Below are 15,710 nucleotides of genomic sequence, written 5' to 3' on the forward strand. Positions count from 1 at the left end.
GCGCTCCGCCAGTATGATTACGCGTCATTTTTCAGCCGCACACATACACACGTTCCTTGCTTCCATGGGCCGCGGTTGACCCTGACAGGAGGCTGAATAATCCGTAAGGAGCAATTCGATGCGTCATTACGAAATCGTTTTTATGGTCCATCCTGACCAAAGCGAACAGGTTCCGGGCATGATCGAGCGTTATAGTGCTACTATCACTAACGCGCAAGGTCAGATCCATCGTCTGGAAGACTGGGGCCGCCGTCAACTGGCTTATCCGATCAACAAACTGCATAAAGCTCACTATGTTCTGCTGAACGTTGAAGCTCCGCAGGAAGCGATCGATGAGCTGGAAACTAACTTCCGCTTCAACGACGCCGTTATCCGTAGCATGGTTATGCGCGTTAAGCACGCGGTAACTGAAGCATCTCCGATGGTTAAAGCGAAAGATGAACGTCGTGGCGATCGCCGCGAAGACTTCGCTAATGAAATCGCTGATGATGATGTTGGGGATTCTGAAGAGTAATTGCCGCCGTGACGGCTAATCGTCTGGTGTTGTCTGGCACAGTGTGCAAGACGCCGGTACGAAAAGTAAGTCCTTCCGGGATACCCCACTGCCAATTTGTGCTTGAGCACCGATCAACGCAGCAGGAAGCCGGATTCAGCAGGCAAGCATGGTGCCGAATGCCCGTGGTTGCCAGTGGACAACAGTCACAAGCTTTAACTCAAAGATTAACGGTCGGCACTCAGGTCACTATTCAAGGCTTTGTTAGCTGCCATCAAGGGCGCAACGGGTTGAATAAATTGGTCCTGCATGCCGAGCAGATTGAATTGATAGATTCTGGAGACTAGCCAAATGGCACGTTATTTCCGTCGTCGCAAGTTCTGCCGTTTCACTGCGGAAGGCGTTCAAGAGATTGACTATAAAGACATCGCTACGCTGAAAAACTACATCACTGAAAGTGGTAAAATTGTCCCGAGCCGTATTACCGGTACTCGTGCAAAGTATCAGCGCCAACTGGCCCGTGCTATCAAGCGCGCGCGCTACCTGTCTTTGTTGCCGTACACTGATAGTCATCAGTAATCGGCCACTGTCCATTAACGACTTTGAGAGGATAAGGTAATGCAAGTTATTCTGCTTGATAAAGTAGCAAACCTGGGCAGCCTGGGTGATCAGGTTAACGTTAAAGCGGGTTATGCCCGTAACTTCTTGGTACCACAGGGCAAAGCTGTTCCTGCTACCAAGAAAAACGTAGAGTTCTTTGAAGCACGCCGTGCTGAACTGGAAGCCAAACTGTCAGAAGTTCTGGCTGCAGCCCAAGTTCGCGCAACCAAGATCAACGAACTGGCCACGGTAACCATCGCGTCTAAAGCAGGCGACGAAGGTAAACTGTTCGGCTCTATCGGTACCCGTGACATCGCTGACGCAGTGACTGCGGCTGGTGTTGAAGTTGCCAAGAGCGAAGTTCGTCTGCCAAACGGCGTTCTGCGTACCACTGGTGAGCACGAAGTGCATTTCCAAGTACACAGCGACGTGTTTGCACAGCTGAATGTAGTTGTGGTTGCAGAAGCTTAATCGCTGCTGTTAGCCAAGTTAAAACGCCAGCCTTGTGCTGGCGTTTTGCTTTTTAATCACCGCTAAAAAGTATTATTTCGTCTGTTTTGCATAAGTAAATTGCAGCAAGGCCAGATGTTGACACTGTTGTATTGCAGCAAAGACACACAGCGCAACCAAAGGATTGAACTGCACCTATGAATTGTACTGCGTGATTTTCTGCAGGAACAAAGTAAAACCTAACGCAGGCGAAGGTAGCTGCCATCAGTCTGGCGCCGAAACAGTGCTTCGCTATTATCCGCCGTAGTGATAGCGAGAGTGGTAATCACCCCATTGGCATTACGCTCGATACGTACTTTTTGCCCCGCCTTAAGATTACTGAGCGGTTTATCGCGACCCTCTACCTGCGCCATGGCAAAAACATCATTAACCGGTAAGCCATTGTCGCGGAATAGTTGCGCTAGAGTCTGTCCTGCCTTGATCTCATAGCCTTGCCAGTTAGGGCTACCCGTCGTGGTGGGTTGCTGTTGTTGTGGCTGTTGCGCGCCATTATTCAGTAATTGAGCCTGCATAAGGGCACTATTTTCCTGGTTGGTCACCGGGAATGGATGTGGTGCGCTATCGTCGGAGTAGGGCCACAGTAATGAAAGCAGCAAGGTGGTACCAAAAATAATCACCCAACGGCGGTGAAAATTGGGTAAAGGTTCCATCCATTGGAAGCTGTCTGGCAGGTGCCATATTCTCAACAACAAGGCTTTTAGTCTATTTTTAAAGCTTGGTGTCTGGATCGTTTCTTGCTCTGTGGGTGTCAGCCTAGGCTTGAAACGCTGGTTCAGATTCAGCCAGAGGCGCGATAGCGTCTGATAGACCCAGGGGGTTTTCCTTTTCCTGGGCGCGATTCTGCCCATGGTGACCTCTCTTCGACTACATCAGAATATGTAAGCTGCCGATCATTGGCTGCGTTACTTGTCTCACCCATTTGGGTGTTGGCGAGGGGAATGGCCCCAAGTGTTAACAATAACTTATTGTTTCTTTTTCTACGACAAAAGTCATCATTATCTACACAAGATTTTACCCGGCTTTCAGGCACTGTTATGCTGCATCTTCGACTTTTTACAGATTAAAGGAAAAACCCATGACAACCCCTTCTTTTGATAGCGTTGAAGCGCAAGCAAGTTACGGGATTGGTTTACAGGTCGGTCAGCAACTGCAAGAGTCTGGTCTCGAAGGTTTACAACCAGAAGCTTTGTTGGCTGGCTTGCGTGATGCGTTGGAAGGGAACGCACCGGCTGTACCGGTCGATGTGGTTCACCGCGCACTACGTGAAATCCATGAGCGTGCAGATGCGGTACGTCTTGAACGTCAAAAGGCAATGGCCGTAGAAGGTCAGAAGTTCTTGCAGGATAATGCCAAACGTGACGACGTGACGCAGACTGAGTCGGGTTTACAGTTCAGCGTATTGGAGCAGGGTAATGGCCCTATCCCATCCCGTCAGGATCGGGTACGCGTGCATTATACTGGCCGCCTGATCAATGGTGATGTGTTCGACAGTTCTGTTGAGCGTGGTCAGCCAGCAGAGTTCCCGGTTAGTGGAGTGATCCCCGGCTGGATCGAAGCGTTGACACTGATGCCTGTGGGATCAAAATGGCAGTTATATATTCCACATAACCTGGCCTATGGTGAACGTGGCGCCGGCGCATCAATCCCACCTTTCAGCGCATTAATTTTTGACGTTGAATTGCTGGAAATTTTGTAATAGGTTACGGCCTTGAAGCATGGGCGCCTTAGTGACGCCCTGACTTTATTGACCATTAAGGGCACGCGGGAACAACAAATTGTTCTCTAGATGGATATGCTCCATCAGGTCGGCAATAAACGTATTGATCCCATTATATAATGCCTGCCAGGTATTGCAGGCACCTGCCGGTGGCGTCACGTTATTAGTGAGGAATTTCACAACCTCCAACTGTTCGTCCACTTCATTATGTTCATACGCCATTACCGAAATTGGCCCCGCCGCCTGTTGCCCCATACCTTGTTTGATCAGCGGAAACAGGATCTGCTCTTCCTTCATCATATGGTTTTCAAGGCTGAGATTGATCAGATTTAACTGTTTCGCCAGCCCGCGTGGGCAAGTGGGCTTGTCGCCATGAACACGTTCGACCTTTTCTGCCATTAATACCAGCTCTGGCAACTGTTCGCGGTGACGTTGGTGGAAGCGTGGCAGAATGTAATCGATGATCTCCGACAGCGGGGCCTGATGCCAGTCGCGGTTATCTACGGAGTCTGCTGCCAGTGCAGCCAGTTCACTTTCCAATCTCTCCAGATCCAAATTTTTGCGGCTGGCAGCTCGCTCCAAGGTTTGTTTTCCTCCGCAGCAGAAGTCCAAGCCATAGTCGCGGAATAGTTTACTGGCTTGCGGGATAGCGATGGCGAGTGCGCCGAGGGATTGGCTACGATAATCCATGTTAGTGCCTCTTAAAGTGAATAAACCTATAACATGCATTTTAAATGCAATTTAAAGAGTGTACCATCAATAAAAGAGGTTAAATCGTAAGGGTGCATGGAAATGTGCCCGGTTATGTAATTATTTTGTTTTTATATCAATATGATAGAGTGAAAATCCAATACTGTCTGTACAACCCATGATTAACGTAACAGGGCGACCTGCAGTGATAAAACGTAATTACGCCATACCTCGCACTGTTTTTCTTCTAGTGCGGTGAGTTTGGTAGAGGTGAGTAGGATCCAATGATAATCAGGAAATAATTCAGGAGCCAATAGGGTACATGGCCATGCCAGCACTTCTATCCTCTTGCCTGCGCCTGACAATTTTAAGGCTTCCAGCCAAATCTCTGCCGGATCACTAAGCTTCCACCCTACTAAAATATATTTTTCTCCCCGAGAACGTTTATCTGCATCCAGACAAAAAGAGGTATAGCCGATAATCAGCGAATCAAGGATGGTGCGTAATGTGAGCATCGGTGCAGTATTTGCTGCTATTAACACACGTAAAGGGCGCAATACATGATCAACCAGATAACTGCGAGGGTAATCTCGTCCACAAGCAAAGAGTAACTGACGCAAGGCATCGATCTTTCCTTGTTGTAGTAGTAACAGTATTTTTTCCTGCAACTGCTGCCAGTTATTATTGGTTTGGTTGTGGTCACTTTCAAGTAGCGGTTTTATCTGGCTGACAGGGACACCCTTTTTTATCCAATCTAAGACGCTAAGTACTCGTTCAAGATCCGATTGGCTATAGAGCCGGTGCCCCCCTTCTGTACGTTCAGGCTTAAGTAAACCATAACGGCGTTGCCAAGCCCGTAATGTGGTCGGGCTAACACCACAGAGGTTGGCAAATTCGCTGATGGTATAAAGTGTAAGCATGGCCTACAGCTTTGCTGGTTTATCAAAAAACAAGGTCACGGTACCCACAGTGACACCAAACTTTTTAAGCTTGGTAAGATTAAACAGATGGTTATTATCCTGCAGGTACATCCAGTCGTCAAAACTGAGTAACCAGGTTTTTCCCCCTGTGGTGACATTCATTTTGTACTGCCAATTAAAGGTGTTTCCTACCGCCTGCCCGCTGGCGACACCTTCTATATCATTGGCAGTTCCTTCGTAACGACCATTTTCAAGACGACGTATATGCCATGTGCGCTGTTGTTTCTCTCCATCGTCATAAACAAAATTTTCATGTAGTGTCAGTGTATTATCGATAACGCTACCGACAATTTCCACATGGAAACGACGAACCTGTTTTTGGCTGAAGTCTTGTACCATCCCCCAGGCTTCTGTTTTACCGTTAAAATAATCGAAGATATCCAGTGTGGGTGTTGATGCTCGATAGTCGTTGATATCAGCACTGCATCCGGTCAACATCATGACCAGTAAACTACCAATCTTGAGTATTTTTTTCATTTAACATCTCCTGTTTCTATTCTAGATTCTCTGGTTATCATCTGGCTCTTCCCAATAACTGTTGGCGTAATTCAGGATACGAGGTACGAGCATCTAACCAAATAGCTAGAAACCAACGACTTAAGTCGGCTGAGAGGGGGCCGCCCAATGGGGAAAAAGCAGCTGTGCTGCCCGCCGGACGATACCAGAATTGTCCCTGTTTATTTTGCAGTACAAACGCCAACTGGCTGCCGTCTTGAACATCAGGCCAGAGTTTGCGTAACAGGGCTAACCAGGCTTCACTTTGCGGCTCCTGACTCAATACGCCTAGGGCCTGCCACTGCTCACGTGTGGCATCAATTAAATCATCGCTATCAATATTACGCCGGTAAGTAATGATTAATGCCTGATCGGCCAATGGCCCCGCATAATGACCTTTAGGAAGACGTAACTGGGAATCATAGATCTTGAACGGTCCCCAATTTAAGGTTGCAACACCGCTCATTGGCCATTGCAACCACTCATTTGCATATGTTGTGAGCGAGACAAATAACAGCAATACGCCTAGAGAGTGTTTCACATCTTTCCTCCGTTAATATACTCGCCACCATGCTTGTCATTGGGGGGCGTGGGATGGGTATCGTCATCCCGTTTCTCTACACCCAGTGAGATGATGAATCTTATCCTACAGTTCAGCACAAGCCTGGTTCAAATCGCTTCCTGGTTTTGTTGCCTAGTTACGACGTGCAAAAAACTGAACATAGAGAACGTTGAATAACAAGATCAAGCCTGCCCAGCCGATGGCTAGCAAGCTGAGAGTGATAAACAGAGGCTGATGAAAAGTCATTGCGCCCATATTTTTGCCAATAAAATAGGCAAATGGCCCACCAACTGCCCCCATCACCAGCCAAATCCAGCTGGGTAACGCCGATTGCCATGTCAGCGGTGCCCAGAGACAAGCAAACATCAGCCATAATGCTAGCATCCACAAGGGGATTAACCCCGAACCATCAAATGACACGATACCTGTTGCTACCCATAGGGCATCTATTCCACTACCCACTATCGCCAGTAATAAGGCCGCTCGGCGCTGCGGTGGAGGCAATAAACACCAGACCAGGATCGCCATGGCAAGCCATAACAGAACGAATCTGTCACGGAAAAAAACCACCAAAAACCAATAGATATCAAAAGCAATAGTGGTTAATACGAGCTGCTGAGATCGACTCATGTTCTTTCAACAGTCATTTGTACCGCGCTAATGGTACGAGCTTGAAATCCCGCTTCGCAGTAACACAGATAAAATAACCACATTCGATGAAAATGGTCATCAAACCCCTGCTTGCTGATCTGAGGCCAAGCATGAAGAAAACGATGACGCCAGTGGTTCAAGGTTTGCGCATAATCAATACCCATATCAAACAGGTTACGGATCACAAAATCCGTGTGATGGGTCATGACGTTACTCAAGGCTGAGATTGAAGGCAAAAAACCGCCAGGGAAAATATAGCGCTGTATAAAATCTACACTTTGGCTATATTGTTTATAGCGCTGATCCTGGATAGTGATCGCCTGTAACACCATTTTCCCTCCAGGTCGTAGCCGTTGCTGACAGCTACGGAAAAATACCGGTAAAAAGGCTTCACCGACTGCCTCTATCATTTCAACTGACACTATCTTGTCAAACTCACCATCGAGATCGCGATAATCTTTCAGTAATACGGTGACCTGCTCAGTCAGGCCAGCCTGTGCAATACGTTTGGTACTGTAATCATATTGTGCTTGAGATAAGGTGGTGGTGGTCACTCGGCAACCGAAATGTCGCGCTGCGTATTCTGCCAAGGCCCCCCAACCGGTGCCGATTTCCAACAGATGATCGTCAGCGGTTAAAGCTAACTGCTCACACAAACGGGCCATTTTGGCGACTTGCGCTGAAGGTAAATCATTGATGCCCGTGCTAAATAACGCACTAGAATAAAGTAAACTTTCATCGAGAAACGAACGATAAAAGTCATTGCCGAGATCATAATGTGCGGCAATATTCTGCTTGGCCTGATCACGGTTATTACGGTTAAACCAGTGTTGTAATCGTGCGAAAGGCTTATTCAACCATTTGAAGCCATTTTCCAGTTGATCCATCACTGTGCTGTTCTGGGCAAGAATTTCAAGCACTGAGGTTAAATCTGGCGAGTCCCATTCGCCGTCCATCCATGTTTCCGCTGCGGCAATGCTGCCCCCGGAGAACAAACGACGATATACTGAAGGCGAATGGATCACCACCACCGCCTGACGAGCTGCGGCCATCTCACCAAAGCAAAATTGCTGGTTCCCCTCATGCAGGGTTAACCCCCCGCCTTTGATCTGTGATAGCAGATGAAATAAAACCTGTCGGGTTATACGAGCACGACGGGAGAGAGTCTGAGTGAGTGGATAGGTAGGGTCAGTCATGATTAAAGTTTTCTATTGCCAGGGTGGGAATAAACGGGCACGCGTTTAAGCCATAAACGCAATGCTTGCCAATAAATAGTCAGCACTGTTTTTATTGTCATAAAAGGTAATTTAATCGACAAATTTATCATATTAGCGCGAGTTAGTGTTTGCCGCTTTAGCAACAGGGTTGCATCGAATACCTTGTTATGTTGATGATTTTCAATATGTACTTGTAAGGTTTTGCCCGGTACCTTAAAACGCCAATGGTAGGTCATATCCATGGGGTTAAAAGGTGAAACATGGAAGGCTTTTGCTGTCGGCTGTGGATGATAAGCATCAACGACGTAATAGTGGCGTTCGTTCCAAGGTGTATTTCTGACTTCTGCCAGTAAGTAGCGGAAGTTTCCAGCATGGTCATAGCAATAATAAAAATTAACTGGATTAAAATGGAAACCGAAATAACGCAGTTGGGTCAGTAGTAAAATTTTCCCATCGATGATCTCGCCTGTGAGCTGCCGCAGTTTATCTTGCACTGCCTGTTTGAGCGGCTGACCGAGTGGATAATCGCGATCAAAGAATGCGGTTATCCCCATGCGGTTATACGCAATGCCAACTTTATCGAGCAAAGGCAGTTCATCCAAATCCAGTAATGCCATAAAAATACGGTAGGTAAAAAAATGGTGTTTAGGATGATAGCGCCGATGGCGCAAAACGCCTTGGTACAAACAGCTATTCATTACACCAGACCTCTTACCTGGCTGAGTGCAATACCCTCTACCACATCCAAGGCACTGTGCACTCCATCTTCATGAAAACCGTTATACCAATAGGCACCACAGAACCAGGTATGACGTTGTCCATTGATATCATGACGGCGTGTTTGAGCTTGCCAGGTTTGCGCATTGAAAATAGGGTGGTGATAAACAAAACGTTGATAAACATGGCGCTCATCAATAGGCTTGTCTGGATTAAGAGTGACGCAGAATAACGGGCTGCTAGCAGGCAAGCCTTGCAAAATATTCATATTATAAGTGACGCAAGCCGGAGTATCTTCCTGCTTAGTGGGGTCTGGGTTAAGCAGATAGTTCCAACTTGCCCAGGCTCGACGCTCTACAGGCAACCAGGATTTATCTTTGTGCAGCACCACATCATTGCGTTGCCAAGATATCGCACTGAGGATCTCTCTTTCCTGTTCACTCGGGTCATTTAGTAACCCAAGAGCTTGATCAGCATGGCAGGCAAAAATAATGTTGTCGAAATGTTCCTCTCCACTTTCAGTACCAACCAGGCCGCCGCTATCGGTGCGTGTCACACTCAATACCGGGGTTGAAAAACGAAACTGCATCCGAGGAGATAACTTTTCTATAATCTGACGAACATATTCGCGAGAACCACCAGGCACTACATACCATTGGGGGCGATGTAGAATATCCAGTAAGCCGTGATTATCAAAAAAACGCAAAAAAAGCGCTAATGGAAATTGGCGCATATCCTTTAAAGAAGAGGACCAGATGGCAGCTCCCATAGGCAAGATATAATGCTGAGAGAAAAAAGCATCAAACTTGTTAACGGTAAGGAATGTCTCTAAGGTGTGGCCTTTGTTGATGCCATTGTTGAGTTCTTGCTTGGCGCAACGGTTAAATCTGATAATCTCTTTTAACAGTCGCCAAAATTTTGGATTAAGCGCATTACGGTATTGAGCGAATAATGTGGTCAGCGTATGGCCATTATATTCAAGCCCTGTTTGTGGATTTTGAACGGAAAAGCTCATTTCCGTCTTTTGTCCTTGTATACCCAATTCACTGAGCAAGCCGATAAAACGTGGATAGGTTCGATCGTTATAAACGATAAACCCGGTGTCTATGGCCATCTCACCTTGTTCAGTTTTAACATCCACTGTTGCTGTGTGACCACCCGCGACTGCATTGGCTTCAAACAGAGTGACATCATGATGACCAGCCAAACGCCACGCACAGGTTAAACCTGAGATCCCACTACCAATAATTGCTATTTTCATCGGGTAACCATCCGGCGGAGTAATCTGTTTTGAAGAGATAGTGGTAACAAGGCTAATAAACGTAAAACCAGACAAAAAACATACGGGAATCGGATCTCATTGTGGCCTTGATCCAGCCCCTTGATAATGGCTTTTGCTGCCATTTCAACACTGATCCGGCCTGGCATCGGAAATGTATTTTTCCGTGTAAGGGGAGTATCGACAAAACCAGGGAAAATGACCGAAATAGCAATGCCTTTAGCTTCCCAGTCAAGGCGCAAACTATTTGCCAGGTAAGTCAATGCGGCCTTGGAAGCGCCATAGGCTTCTGCCCGCGGGAAGGGTAGCCACTGAGCCGCTGAACTGACGAAGGCAACTCGGCTACCCGACTGGAGTTGTTCCTGCAAGGCATCTAGACAGTTAACTGGCCCTAACACATTGGTTTCCATTACTCTTTTGACTAAAGCGGCATCTACCTTGCCGTTATCGATGTATTCGCAGGTACCGGCACACAACACCACCAAGTCGACCTGACAATCTTGCAATGCTGCTCGACAAGCCTCGGCATCAGTCATATCAAAGGATCGTGTAATGATGTTGGCATCATATTGTTGTAGCGCAGCCAAGCGTTGCTGATCGCGCCCGCAGGCAATCAGTTTATATCCCTGCTTGGCCCAAGCCTTGACCAATTCCTCACCAATACCTGAGCTTGCCCCCGTGACTAAAATTGATTTCACTGGTTGACCCTCTTTTTCAACTGCTTAATCACCGGACCTAGTAATGGAATATGCTCATAAAGCATGGCTCCCATATCGTAGTAATCGCGTTGCCAGATAATTTTATCGTCCTGAACGCGTAATATGGAACAGCCCTCCAATTCAAGAGTGCGCCCTTTCTCCAATTTAGGATGTGAGTAGGACATGATCCAGTTTAGACAGGTCTGCTGATCTTGAGAGAAATAAGTGTCGATGGAAAATCGACAGTGAGCGGTGCGAGTCAATAAGCTGCGAAAATAGGCTTCAACTGCAGCGATCCCAGAGTGCTGACCCAAGGGATCAACCAACTCGATCTGTGGATGATAAATTAACGGGAGTAATGCGATTTTTTCACTGTTCAGTTCTGAGTAAAAATCAAGACATTTGCTTATCACTGACGGGGTGGTAGTCATCGCCATTCATTCCTTCGAGCTAAGCGTTAAATTGCAGATAGGTGATACTAACTGCTAGAGCGAATTTTGAGCAACTAACCTTGTGCTGTCGTTGTTATGCACGTTGCTGAACATTAACAGACCCTCTGCATTTGAGTGAGCAAAGTTACACGATTGTATTTTTTTGTACAACTTTGTCGATAGATTATTTGCAATTGTTTGCAAAACATTGAACCGCAGAGTGGCATTTTTCTCTATTTAATTAACGGCAAGCGGGCGATGGAAAGGGCGCATGGGAATGCGCCCGGTTATTTAATTATTTTGATTGTATATCAATTTGATAGAGTGAAAATCCAATGCTGTCACTACCCACGGGTTTCATTGGGTACTGGGCGTTCTGTTGAATAAATGCAGCGGCTTTTTCGCTGGCTGCGGTCTCAAAACGGATATCCAGCGGTTGTTGACTTTTGATGTCGGCTAAACGCCAGTTATTGTCAGCCTGAGGGCGTACCGCACCTTGTTGCTGGGTTTCTGCACTGATATAGGCTGCCAGTACTGAGCGATTTTCATCGGGTGAGGCGAAGGCGATATGCTTGTCACCTGTTCCTGCAAACTTACCACCGTAGGCGCGGTAGTTATTGGTTGCCACCAGGAAAGTGGCGTTAGGATCGATCGGTTTGCCATTGAATGTCAGCTGCTTGATGCGCTCGGCCTGGTTATTAATTAGCTCGCATTCACCGTTATAACGTGCGGGTTGAGTGACATCAATCTGGTAATTGACACCGTCGATTACATCAAAATTATAGCTGCGGAAGCCATCCCAGTTGATTAACGCTTGTGGTTTGCTGCTGTTGACATCGATTTGATTGAACTGCCCAGCGGAACATTCCAGCCACTCTTTCACCTCCTTGCCGCTGGCTTTGACTACCACCAGCGTATTGGGGTAGAGATAGAGATCAGCTGCATTGCGGAAGGTGAGTTGGCCTTTTTCAACTTCGACAAAGCTGGCGGGATCATTCTTGCGTCCACCGACTTTAAAGGGTGCGGCGGCAGCGAGTACCGGCAGGTCGGCCAAATCCGGATCACCTTGGATATAGTGTTTAACGTAAGCTCTTTGTGCATTATTAACGATCTGGACGCTAGGATCATCCTGCACCAAAGCCAAATAGCTGTATATGTTACTATCAGATTTGCCGATAGGTTTACCGACAAAATCACGTGTTGCCAGGTGATCTTCCGCCAGGATCTTCAGTAATGCGGCATCTTCATCTGCCAGCGATTTCTTGTTCTCTTTGTCATAGATTGGTCGGGCTTCTGCTTTTGCTGCGGTGACCTGCCAACGGCCACTGTCGTTATTTAACTGGAGATCGATGACCCCGAGATGGTCACCCCACTGGCCTGGCATCACTGCGGGTACACCGTTGAGTAACCCCTGGTTGATATCCGTCCCCTGAATTTTGGCAAAATCCGCGCTGGGGAATATCGCGTGAGCGTGGCCGAACATGATGGCATCAATACCCGGCACTTGGCTGAGGTAGTACACCGAATTTTCAGCCATGGCTTTGTAAGGCTCACTGGAGAGGCCAGAGTGCGGGATGGCCACTACCAGGTCCGCCCCTTGCTTACGCATCTCTGGCACATAGTGTTTGGCGGTTGCGGTAATATCGTTAACCGTGACTTTTCCTTGCAGGTTGGCTTTGTCCCAGCTCAGGATCTGTGGCGGCACAAAGCCGATGTAGCCAATCCGCAACGTGTGTGTTTTTCCATCGCGATCTTTTACCGGGGTATCGACAATAATATAAGGTGTGAATAACGGCTTTTTCGTGGTTACATCAATGACGTTGGCATTAATGTAGGGGAATTTGGCACCAGCCAGTGCGTTTTTCAGGTAGTCCAGCCCATAGTTGAATTCGTGGTTGCCGATGTTGCCCACCGCATAATCCAGGCTGTTCATCGCCTTGTAGACAGGGTGAATATCCCCTGTTTTTAACCCTTTGGCGGCCATATAGTCCGCTAATGGGCTACCCTGAATAAGGTCACCATTATCCACCAGTACACTGTTGGTCACCTGCTGGCGAGCCTGGTGGATAAGGCTGGCGGTGCGAACCAGGCCGAATTTGTCAGTCGGCTTATCTTTATAGTAATCGAAGTCCATCATATTACTATGCAGATCAGTGGTTTCCAGCACACGCAGGTCAACGGTGGCGGCCTGCGTTGCGGCACAAACCAACAAGGCTAAAGTGGATAATCCCAGAGAACGTTTAATCATTGGCTATCTCCATATTGTAATGATTCCTGTGCGGTTTCTAACGGTAGCGCGTCTGGCAGAAGGGACTTATCCTGCCGTCTGGCTGTTGTTCGATAAGCATTGAGGAATGAGTGATACCCGTTATCACTCAAGCTACAAGGGTGTTGGCTACGGTTCCTCGCCCCCATTGGCAAAGCAGCAAGCGTTGTTGAACATGCAGCGGGTTCTGTCTGGCAACTTGAATGAACTTAGGTATGTATCTCAAATATTTATGTAACTATCATTTGATACCTCGCCAAAATGTGAAGTTTGGCAGAAAATTTATCCATGTAACCTGCAGATGCATAAAGTTGTGATAGCGAAGCGTTGTTGATCAAATACTGTGAGTTGCTGGGAAGAGGGTTCCCCCATAAAGCTGAATGTGAGAGGCGCACTATGTTAGAACAGATTTGCCAATTGTCGCGGGAAGCCGGTATGGCAATCATGGCGGTATATCACGGTGAACAACCCCTTGGCGTAGAAAAGAAACCAGACGACTCCCCCGTCACCGCTGCGGATCTGGCGGCACATCATATTATCAAGCAGGGGTTGGCGGCGCTGACACCTGATATTCCCCTACTGTCAGAAGAGGATCCGCCTGCCTGGGAAATCCGCCGCAACTGGCGACGTTACTGGTTAGTGGACCCACTTGATGGCACTAAAGAGTTTTTGCAGCGCAACGGTGAATTCACCGTCAACATTGCCTTGATTGAAGAGGGGGAAGCGGTGATGGGGGTGGTTTACGCCCCGGCATTGGATCTGTTGTATCTGGCTGAGCGCGGTAAAGCCTGGAAAGAGGAAGCGGGTTGTCGGCAAGAGATCAATGTCATTCCTGCTCAACTACCCGTGGTGGTGGTCAGCCGCTCTCATGTTGATGATGAGTTACGTGAATATTTGCAACAATTAGGTGAACATCAAACGATTCCGGTCGGTTCATCACTGAAATTTTGCCTGGTGGCGGAAGGAAAAGCTCAACTCTACCCACGTTTTGGACCAACCAATATTTGGGATACCGCCGCAGGGCATGCCGTGGCGGTGGCAGCGGGTGCTCAAATCCATGATTGGCACGGTAAACCATTATGTTATACCCCCCGTGAGTCTTTTTTGAACCCGGGTTTTCGGGTATCTCTGTTTTAGTCTGGCACTGTCCTGCCGTTGCCTCTCATTCTTCAAGTTGCAGCTGATATTGCTGCAACTTGAAGAATGAGAGGTATCAAAGCTATTTTAGCAGTTGGTGCAGTAACGCCATCACCTGTATTACCTCTTGCGGAGTCAGTGCGCCCTCTTTGGCAAACTGGATCTTGCCTTCTTTATCCAGCACTACTATCGCCGAACCTTTGGGCTGTAGCTCCCAAGCCTTCAGGACGATGCCATTACTGTCGACAATAAATTGTGACCAAGGAAACTCTTTCTTGCTGTCCTCTATACTGTTACGGACAAACATGGCGGTACCGATAATGGCATCATCAGTATTAATGATTGTCGTCGTTTGGTAATAATCATGAGGTAGTTTGGCTGCCTTGATGGCATCAATCAGCGGGGTGTTTATCTCTTTGGCTGAGGTGCGACCAGCAATATGCTGTACCACGCGCACTTTTCCATTGAGCTGAGCACTACTCCAGGTTTTGTAGCTAAACTGGTTATTAAGGTACAACAGTTCCCCTTTGTCACTGACCCCGGTGGGTGGCACACGCTGTTGGAGCTGGAAGTTGTGGGCGCTGGCTAACATGGGCACTAACAGTAACGAGATCACTAATAGGATACTTTTTTTCATGTGTGCTCCGGCATCAAGGAATACGTGTTGACCAACATTAGATGCTTAAAGCATAGGTAACCATCAGAGGTCTGTCCTGTTAGCGGGTTGCAGTTTTCCCTTGCTCTGAAGAGACGTTAATTTTGAACTTATATGCTAATAAAGTTAATTAACTCCACGCGAAGATCGGCTTATAACTGTAGGTGTAGTTAATTCATCTATTTTTGTTGTATAATATAGTTTATTAAAATGTGATTGATTGCATTCGGGATGTTTAAGTTGCCACTTTGGCCACTGACTGAATGCAGGGAGCTCTGCCCGAGTTCCTCAAGTTGCCGGGCAAAACGCAGCCTGTGTTGAACCCTGCTTGAATGGCAACGGGTATAATGGAAGGAAAGCGAAAAGTATGAAAATTTTCCAGCGTTATAATCCACAAAGAGTGGCTAAGTATGTCAAGATTTTGTTCCGAGGTAGGCTGTATATCAAGGATGTGGGGGCGTTTGAGTTCGACAAAGGCAAAATTCTGCTGCCAAAGGTACGTGATTTACGCCACTTTAGTGTGATGTCTGAGGTCAATCAGCAGGTGTCGTTGTTACAGGCAGAAATAGGCTAAAGGTGGTATTGCCATCGTCATTCAAGTTGCACATACCC

20 protein-coding genes are annotated in these 15,710 nt (G+C 47.4%); 7 read left to right on the forward strand and 13 right to left on the reverse strand.

What is annotated here, in order from left to right; all coding sequences use genetic code 11:
* Positions 1-118 precede the first annotated feature (118 nt).
* The 4 genes from rpsF to rplI are packed head-to-tail and all read left to right on the forward strand — an operon-like array spanning position 119 to position 1,564.
* On the forward strand, positions 119-514 hold the full coding sequence (gene rpsF / locus AC2A06_RS09505) for a 30S ribosomal protein S6 (protein WP_023489462.1): 396 nt from the start codon (positions 119-121) through the stop codon (positions 512-514).
* An 8-nt stretch (positions 515-522) separates the two neighbouring features.
* Positions 523-840 carry a primosomal replication protein N gene (gene priB, locus AC2A06_RS09510; protein WP_037384444.1) on the forward strand — a complete coding sequence of 106 codons (318 nt, stop codon included), beginning with the start codon at positions 523-525 and terminating at the stop codon, positions 838-840.
* A gap of 4 nt (positions 841-844) precedes the next feature.
* Positions 845-1,072, forward strand: coding sequence for a 30S ribosomal protein S18 (rpsR, locus tag AC2A06_RS09515; RefSeq protein WP_023489463.1), 228 nt, complete (start codon positions 845-847; stop codon positions 1,070-1,072).
* Between the two features lie 39 nt (positions 1,073-1,111).
* Positions 1,112-1,564: a 50S ribosomal protein L9 gene (gene rplI, locus AC2A06_RS09520; RefSeq protein WP_023489464.1), complete on the forward strand. Its 453-nt coding sequence runs from the start codon at positions 1,112-1,114 to the stop codon at positions 1,562-1,564.
* A 218-nt stretch (positions 1,565-1,782) separates the two neighbouring features.
* On the opposite strand, the gene AC2A06_RS09525 is transcribed toward rplI, so the two are convergent.
* Positions 1,783-2,451, reverse strand: coding sequence for an OapA family protein (locus AC2A06_RS09525; protein ID WP_484380109.1), 669 nt, complete (start codon positions 2,449-2,451; stop codon positions 1,783-1,785).
* Positions 2,452-2,678: 227 nt separating this feature from the next.
* Here AC2A06_RS09525 and bamJ point away from each other — a divergent pair, with 227 nt between their 5' ends.
* Entirely contained in the window at positions 2,679-3,299 is a 621-nt protein-coding gene (gene bamJ / locus AC2A06_RS09530; protein WP_473196174.1) for a BamJ family beta-barrel-assembly machinery protein, read from the forward strand.
* Positions 3,300-3,344: 45 nt separating this feature from the next.
* On the opposite strand, the gene ytfE is transcribed toward bamJ, so the two are convergent.
* The 11 genes from ytfE to AC2A06_RS09585 form a co-directional block, all read right to left on the reverse strand.
* Positions 3,345-4,010 carry an iron-sulfur cluster repair protein YtfE gene (ytfE, locus tag AC2A06_RS09535; protein ID WP_484380110.1) on the reverse strand — a complete coding sequence of 222 codons (666 nt, stop codon included), beginning with the start codon at positions 4,008-4,010 and terminating at the stop codon, positions 3,345-3,347.
* Positions 4,011-4,192: 182 nt separating this feature from the next.
* Entirely contained in the window at positions 4,193-4,930 is a 738-nt protein-coding gene (locus AC2A06_RS09540) for a MerR family transcriptional regulator (protein ID WP_484380111.1), read from the reverse strand.
* 3 nt (positions 4,931-4,933) lie between these two features.
* Positions 4,934-5,467, reverse strand: a complete 534-nt coding sequence (locus AC2A06_RS09545) for a DUF3833 domain-containing protein (protein WP_037384454.1) — start codon at positions 5,465-5,467, stop codon at positions 4,934-4,936.
* A 37-nt stretch (positions 5,468-5,504) separates the two neighbouring features.
* Positions 5,505-6,026, reverse strand: a complete 522-nt coding sequence (locus AC2A06_RS09550; RefSeq protein WP_484380112.1) for a hypothetical protein — start codon at positions 6,024-6,026, stop codon at positions 5,505-5,507.
* Between the two features lie 153 nt (positions 6,027-6,179).
* Positions 6,180-6,677 carry a DUF2878 domain-containing protein gene (locus tag AC2A06_RS09555; protein ID WP_484380113.1) on the reverse strand — a complete coding sequence of 166 codons (498 nt, stop codon included), beginning with the start codon at positions 6,675-6,677 and terminating at the stop codon, positions 6,180-6,182.
* The gene (locus AC2A06_RS09560) at positions 6,674-7,894 is read right to left on the reverse strand and encodes a class I SAM-dependent methyltransferase (protein ID WP_484380114.1); all 1,221 of its coding nucleotides are present in this window, start codon (positions 7,892-7,894) and stop codon (positions 6,674-6,676) included. The genes AC2A06_RS09555 and AC2A06_RS09560 overlap by 4 nt, the downstream gene beginning before the upstream one ends.
* 2 nt (positions 7,895-7,896) lie before the next feature.
* Complete coding sequence (locus AC2A06_RS09565) at positions 7,897-8,613, reverse strand: DUF1365 domain-containing protein (RefSeq protein WP_484380115.1); 717 nt, start codon at positions 8,611-8,613, stop codon at positions 7,897-7,899.
* Positions 8,613-9,893 (reverse strand): NAD(P)/FAD-dependent oxidoreductase, encoded by a 1,281-nt coding sequence (locus AC2A06_RS09570; protein ID WP_484380116.1) that lies wholly within the window; start codon positions 9,891-9,893, stop codon positions 8,613-8,615. The genes AC2A06_RS09565 and AC2A06_RS09570 overlap by 1 nt, the downstream gene beginning before the upstream one ends.
* Positions 9,890-10,609, reverse strand: coding sequence for an SDR family NAD(P)-dependent oxidoreductase (locus tag AC2A06_RS09575; RefSeq protein WP_023491395.1), 720 nt, complete (start codon positions 10,607-10,609; stop codon positions 9,890-9,892). The genes AC2A06_RS09570 and AC2A06_RS09575 overlap by 4 nt, the downstream gene beginning before the upstream one ends.
* On the reverse strand, positions 10,606-11,040 hold the full coding sequence (locus AC2A06_RS09580; protein WP_484380117.1) for a nuclear transport factor 2 family protein: 435 nt from the start codon (positions 11,038-11,040) through the stop codon (positions 10,606-10,608). The genes AC2A06_RS09575 and AC2A06_RS09580 overlap by 4 nt, the downstream gene beginning before the upstream one ends.
* Before the next feature lie 295 nt (positions 11,041-11,335).
* On the reverse strand, positions 11,336-13,288 hold the full coding sequence (locus tag AC2A06_RS09585) for a bifunctional 2',3'-cyclic-nucleotide 2'-phosphodiesterase/3'-nucleotidase (protein ID WP_484380118.1): 1,953 nt from the start codon (positions 13,286-13,288) through the stop codon (positions 11,336-11,338).
* A 414-nt stretch (positions 13,289-13,702) separates the two neighbouring features.
* On the opposite strand from AC2A06_RS09585, the gene cysQ reads away from it, so the two are divergent.
* Complete coding sequence (gene cysQ, locus AC2A06_RS09590; RefSeq protein ID WP_484380119.1) at positions 13,703-14,443, forward strand: 3'(2'),5'-bisphosphate nucleotidase CysQ; 741 nt, start codon at positions 13,703-13,705, stop codon at positions 14,441-14,443.
* Between the two features lie 82 nt (positions 14,444-14,525).
* Here the strand turns inward: cysQ and AC2A06_RS09595 are convergent, their stop codons facing one another.
* Positions 14,526-15,080 carry a YtfJ family protein gene (locus AC2A06_RS09595; RefSeq protein ID WP_484380120.1) on the reverse strand — a complete coding sequence of 185 codons (555 nt, stop codon included), beginning with the start codon at positions 15,078-15,080 and terminating at the stop codon, positions 14,526-14,528.
* 385 nt (positions 15,081-15,465) lie between these two features.
* On the opposite strand from AC2A06_RS09595, the gene AC2A06_RS09600 reads away from it, so the two are divergent.
* Positions 15,466-15,672, forward strand: a complete 207-nt coding sequence (locus tag AC2A06_RS09600; protein ID WP_037384464.1) for a DUF1107 domain-containing protein — start codon at positions 15,466-15,468, stop codon at positions 15,670-15,672.
* Positions 15,673-15,710 lie beyond the last annotated feature (38 nt).

Source organism: Serratia sp. HNCC26DJ244 (genome assembly GCF_057180565.1).

What these genes read in the sequence shown, in the direction of transcription:
- rpsF (WP_023489462.1), top strand. Translation starts at nt 119, where the DNA reads ATGCGTCATTACGAAATCGTTTTTATGGTCCATCCTGACCAAAGCGAA.
- rpsR (WP_023489463.1), top strand. Translation starts at nt 845, where the DNA reads ATGGCACGTTATTTCCGTCGTCGCAAGTTCTGCCGTTTCACTGCGGAA.
- rplI (WP_023489464.1), top strand. Translation starts at nt 1,112, where the DNA reads ATGCAAGTTATTCTGCTTGATAAAGTAGCAAACCTGGGCAGCCTGGGT.
- AC2A06_RS09525 (WP_484380109.1), bottom strand. Translation starts at nt 2,451, where the DNA reads ATGGGCAGAATCGCGCCCAGGAAAAGGAAAACCCCCTGGGTCTATCAG.
- bamJ (WP_473196174.1), top strand. Translation starts at nt 2,679, where the DNA reads ATGACAACCCCTTCTTTTGATAGCGTTGAAGCGCAAGCAAGTTACGGG.
- ytfE (WP_484380110.1), bottom strand. Translation starts at nt 4,010, where the DNA reads ATGGATTATCGTAGCCAATCCCTCGGCGCACTCGCCATCGCTATCCCG.
- AC2A06_RS09540 (WP_484380111.1), bottom strand. Translation starts at nt 4,930, where the DNA reads ATGCTTACACTTTATACCATCAGCGAATTTGCCAACCTCTGTGGTGTT.
- AC2A06_RS09545 (WP_037384454.1), bottom strand. Translation starts at nt 5,467, where the DNA reads ATGAAAAAAATACTCAAGATTGGTAGTTTACTGGTCATGATGTTGACC.
- AC2A06_RS09555 (WP_484380113.1), bottom strand. Translation starts at nt 6,677, where the DNA reads ATGAGTCGATCTCAGCAGCTCGTATTAACCACTATTGCTTTTGATATC.
- AC2A06_RS09560 (WP_484380114.1), bottom strand. Translation starts at nt 7,894, where the DNA reads ATGACTGACCCTACCTATCCACTCACTCAGACTCTCTCCCGTCGTGCT.
- AC2A06_RS09565 (WP_484380115.1), bottom strand. Translation starts at nt 8,613, where the DNA reads ATGAATAGCTGTTTGTACCAAGGCGTTTTGCGCCATCGGCGCTATCAT.
- AC2A06_RS09570 (WP_484380116.1), bottom strand. Translation starts at nt 9,893, where the DNA reads ATGAAAATAGCAATTATTGGTAGTGGGATCTCAGGTTTAACCTGTGCG.
- AC2A06_RS09580 (WP_484380117.1), bottom strand. Translation starts at nt 11,040, where the DNA reads ATGACTACCACCCCGTCAGTGATAAGCAAATGTCTTGATTTTTACTCA.
- AC2A06_RS09585 (WP_484380118.1), bottom strand. Translation starts at nt 13,288, where the DNA reads ATGATTAAACGTTCTCTGGGATTATCCACTTTAGCCTTGTTGGTTTGT.
- cysQ (WP_484380119.1), top strand. Translation starts at nt 13,703, where the DNA reads ATGTTAGAACAGATTTGCCAATTGTCGCGGGAAGCCGGTATGGCAATC.
- AC2A06_RS09595 (WP_484380120.1), bottom strand. Translation starts at nt 15,080, where the DNA reads ATGAAAAAAAGTATCCTATTAGTGATCTCGTTACTGTTAGTGCCCATG.
- AC2A06_RS09600 (WP_037384464.1), top strand. Translation starts at nt 15,466, where the DNA reads ATGAAAATTTTCCAGCGTTATAATCCACAAAGAGTGGCTAAGTATGTC.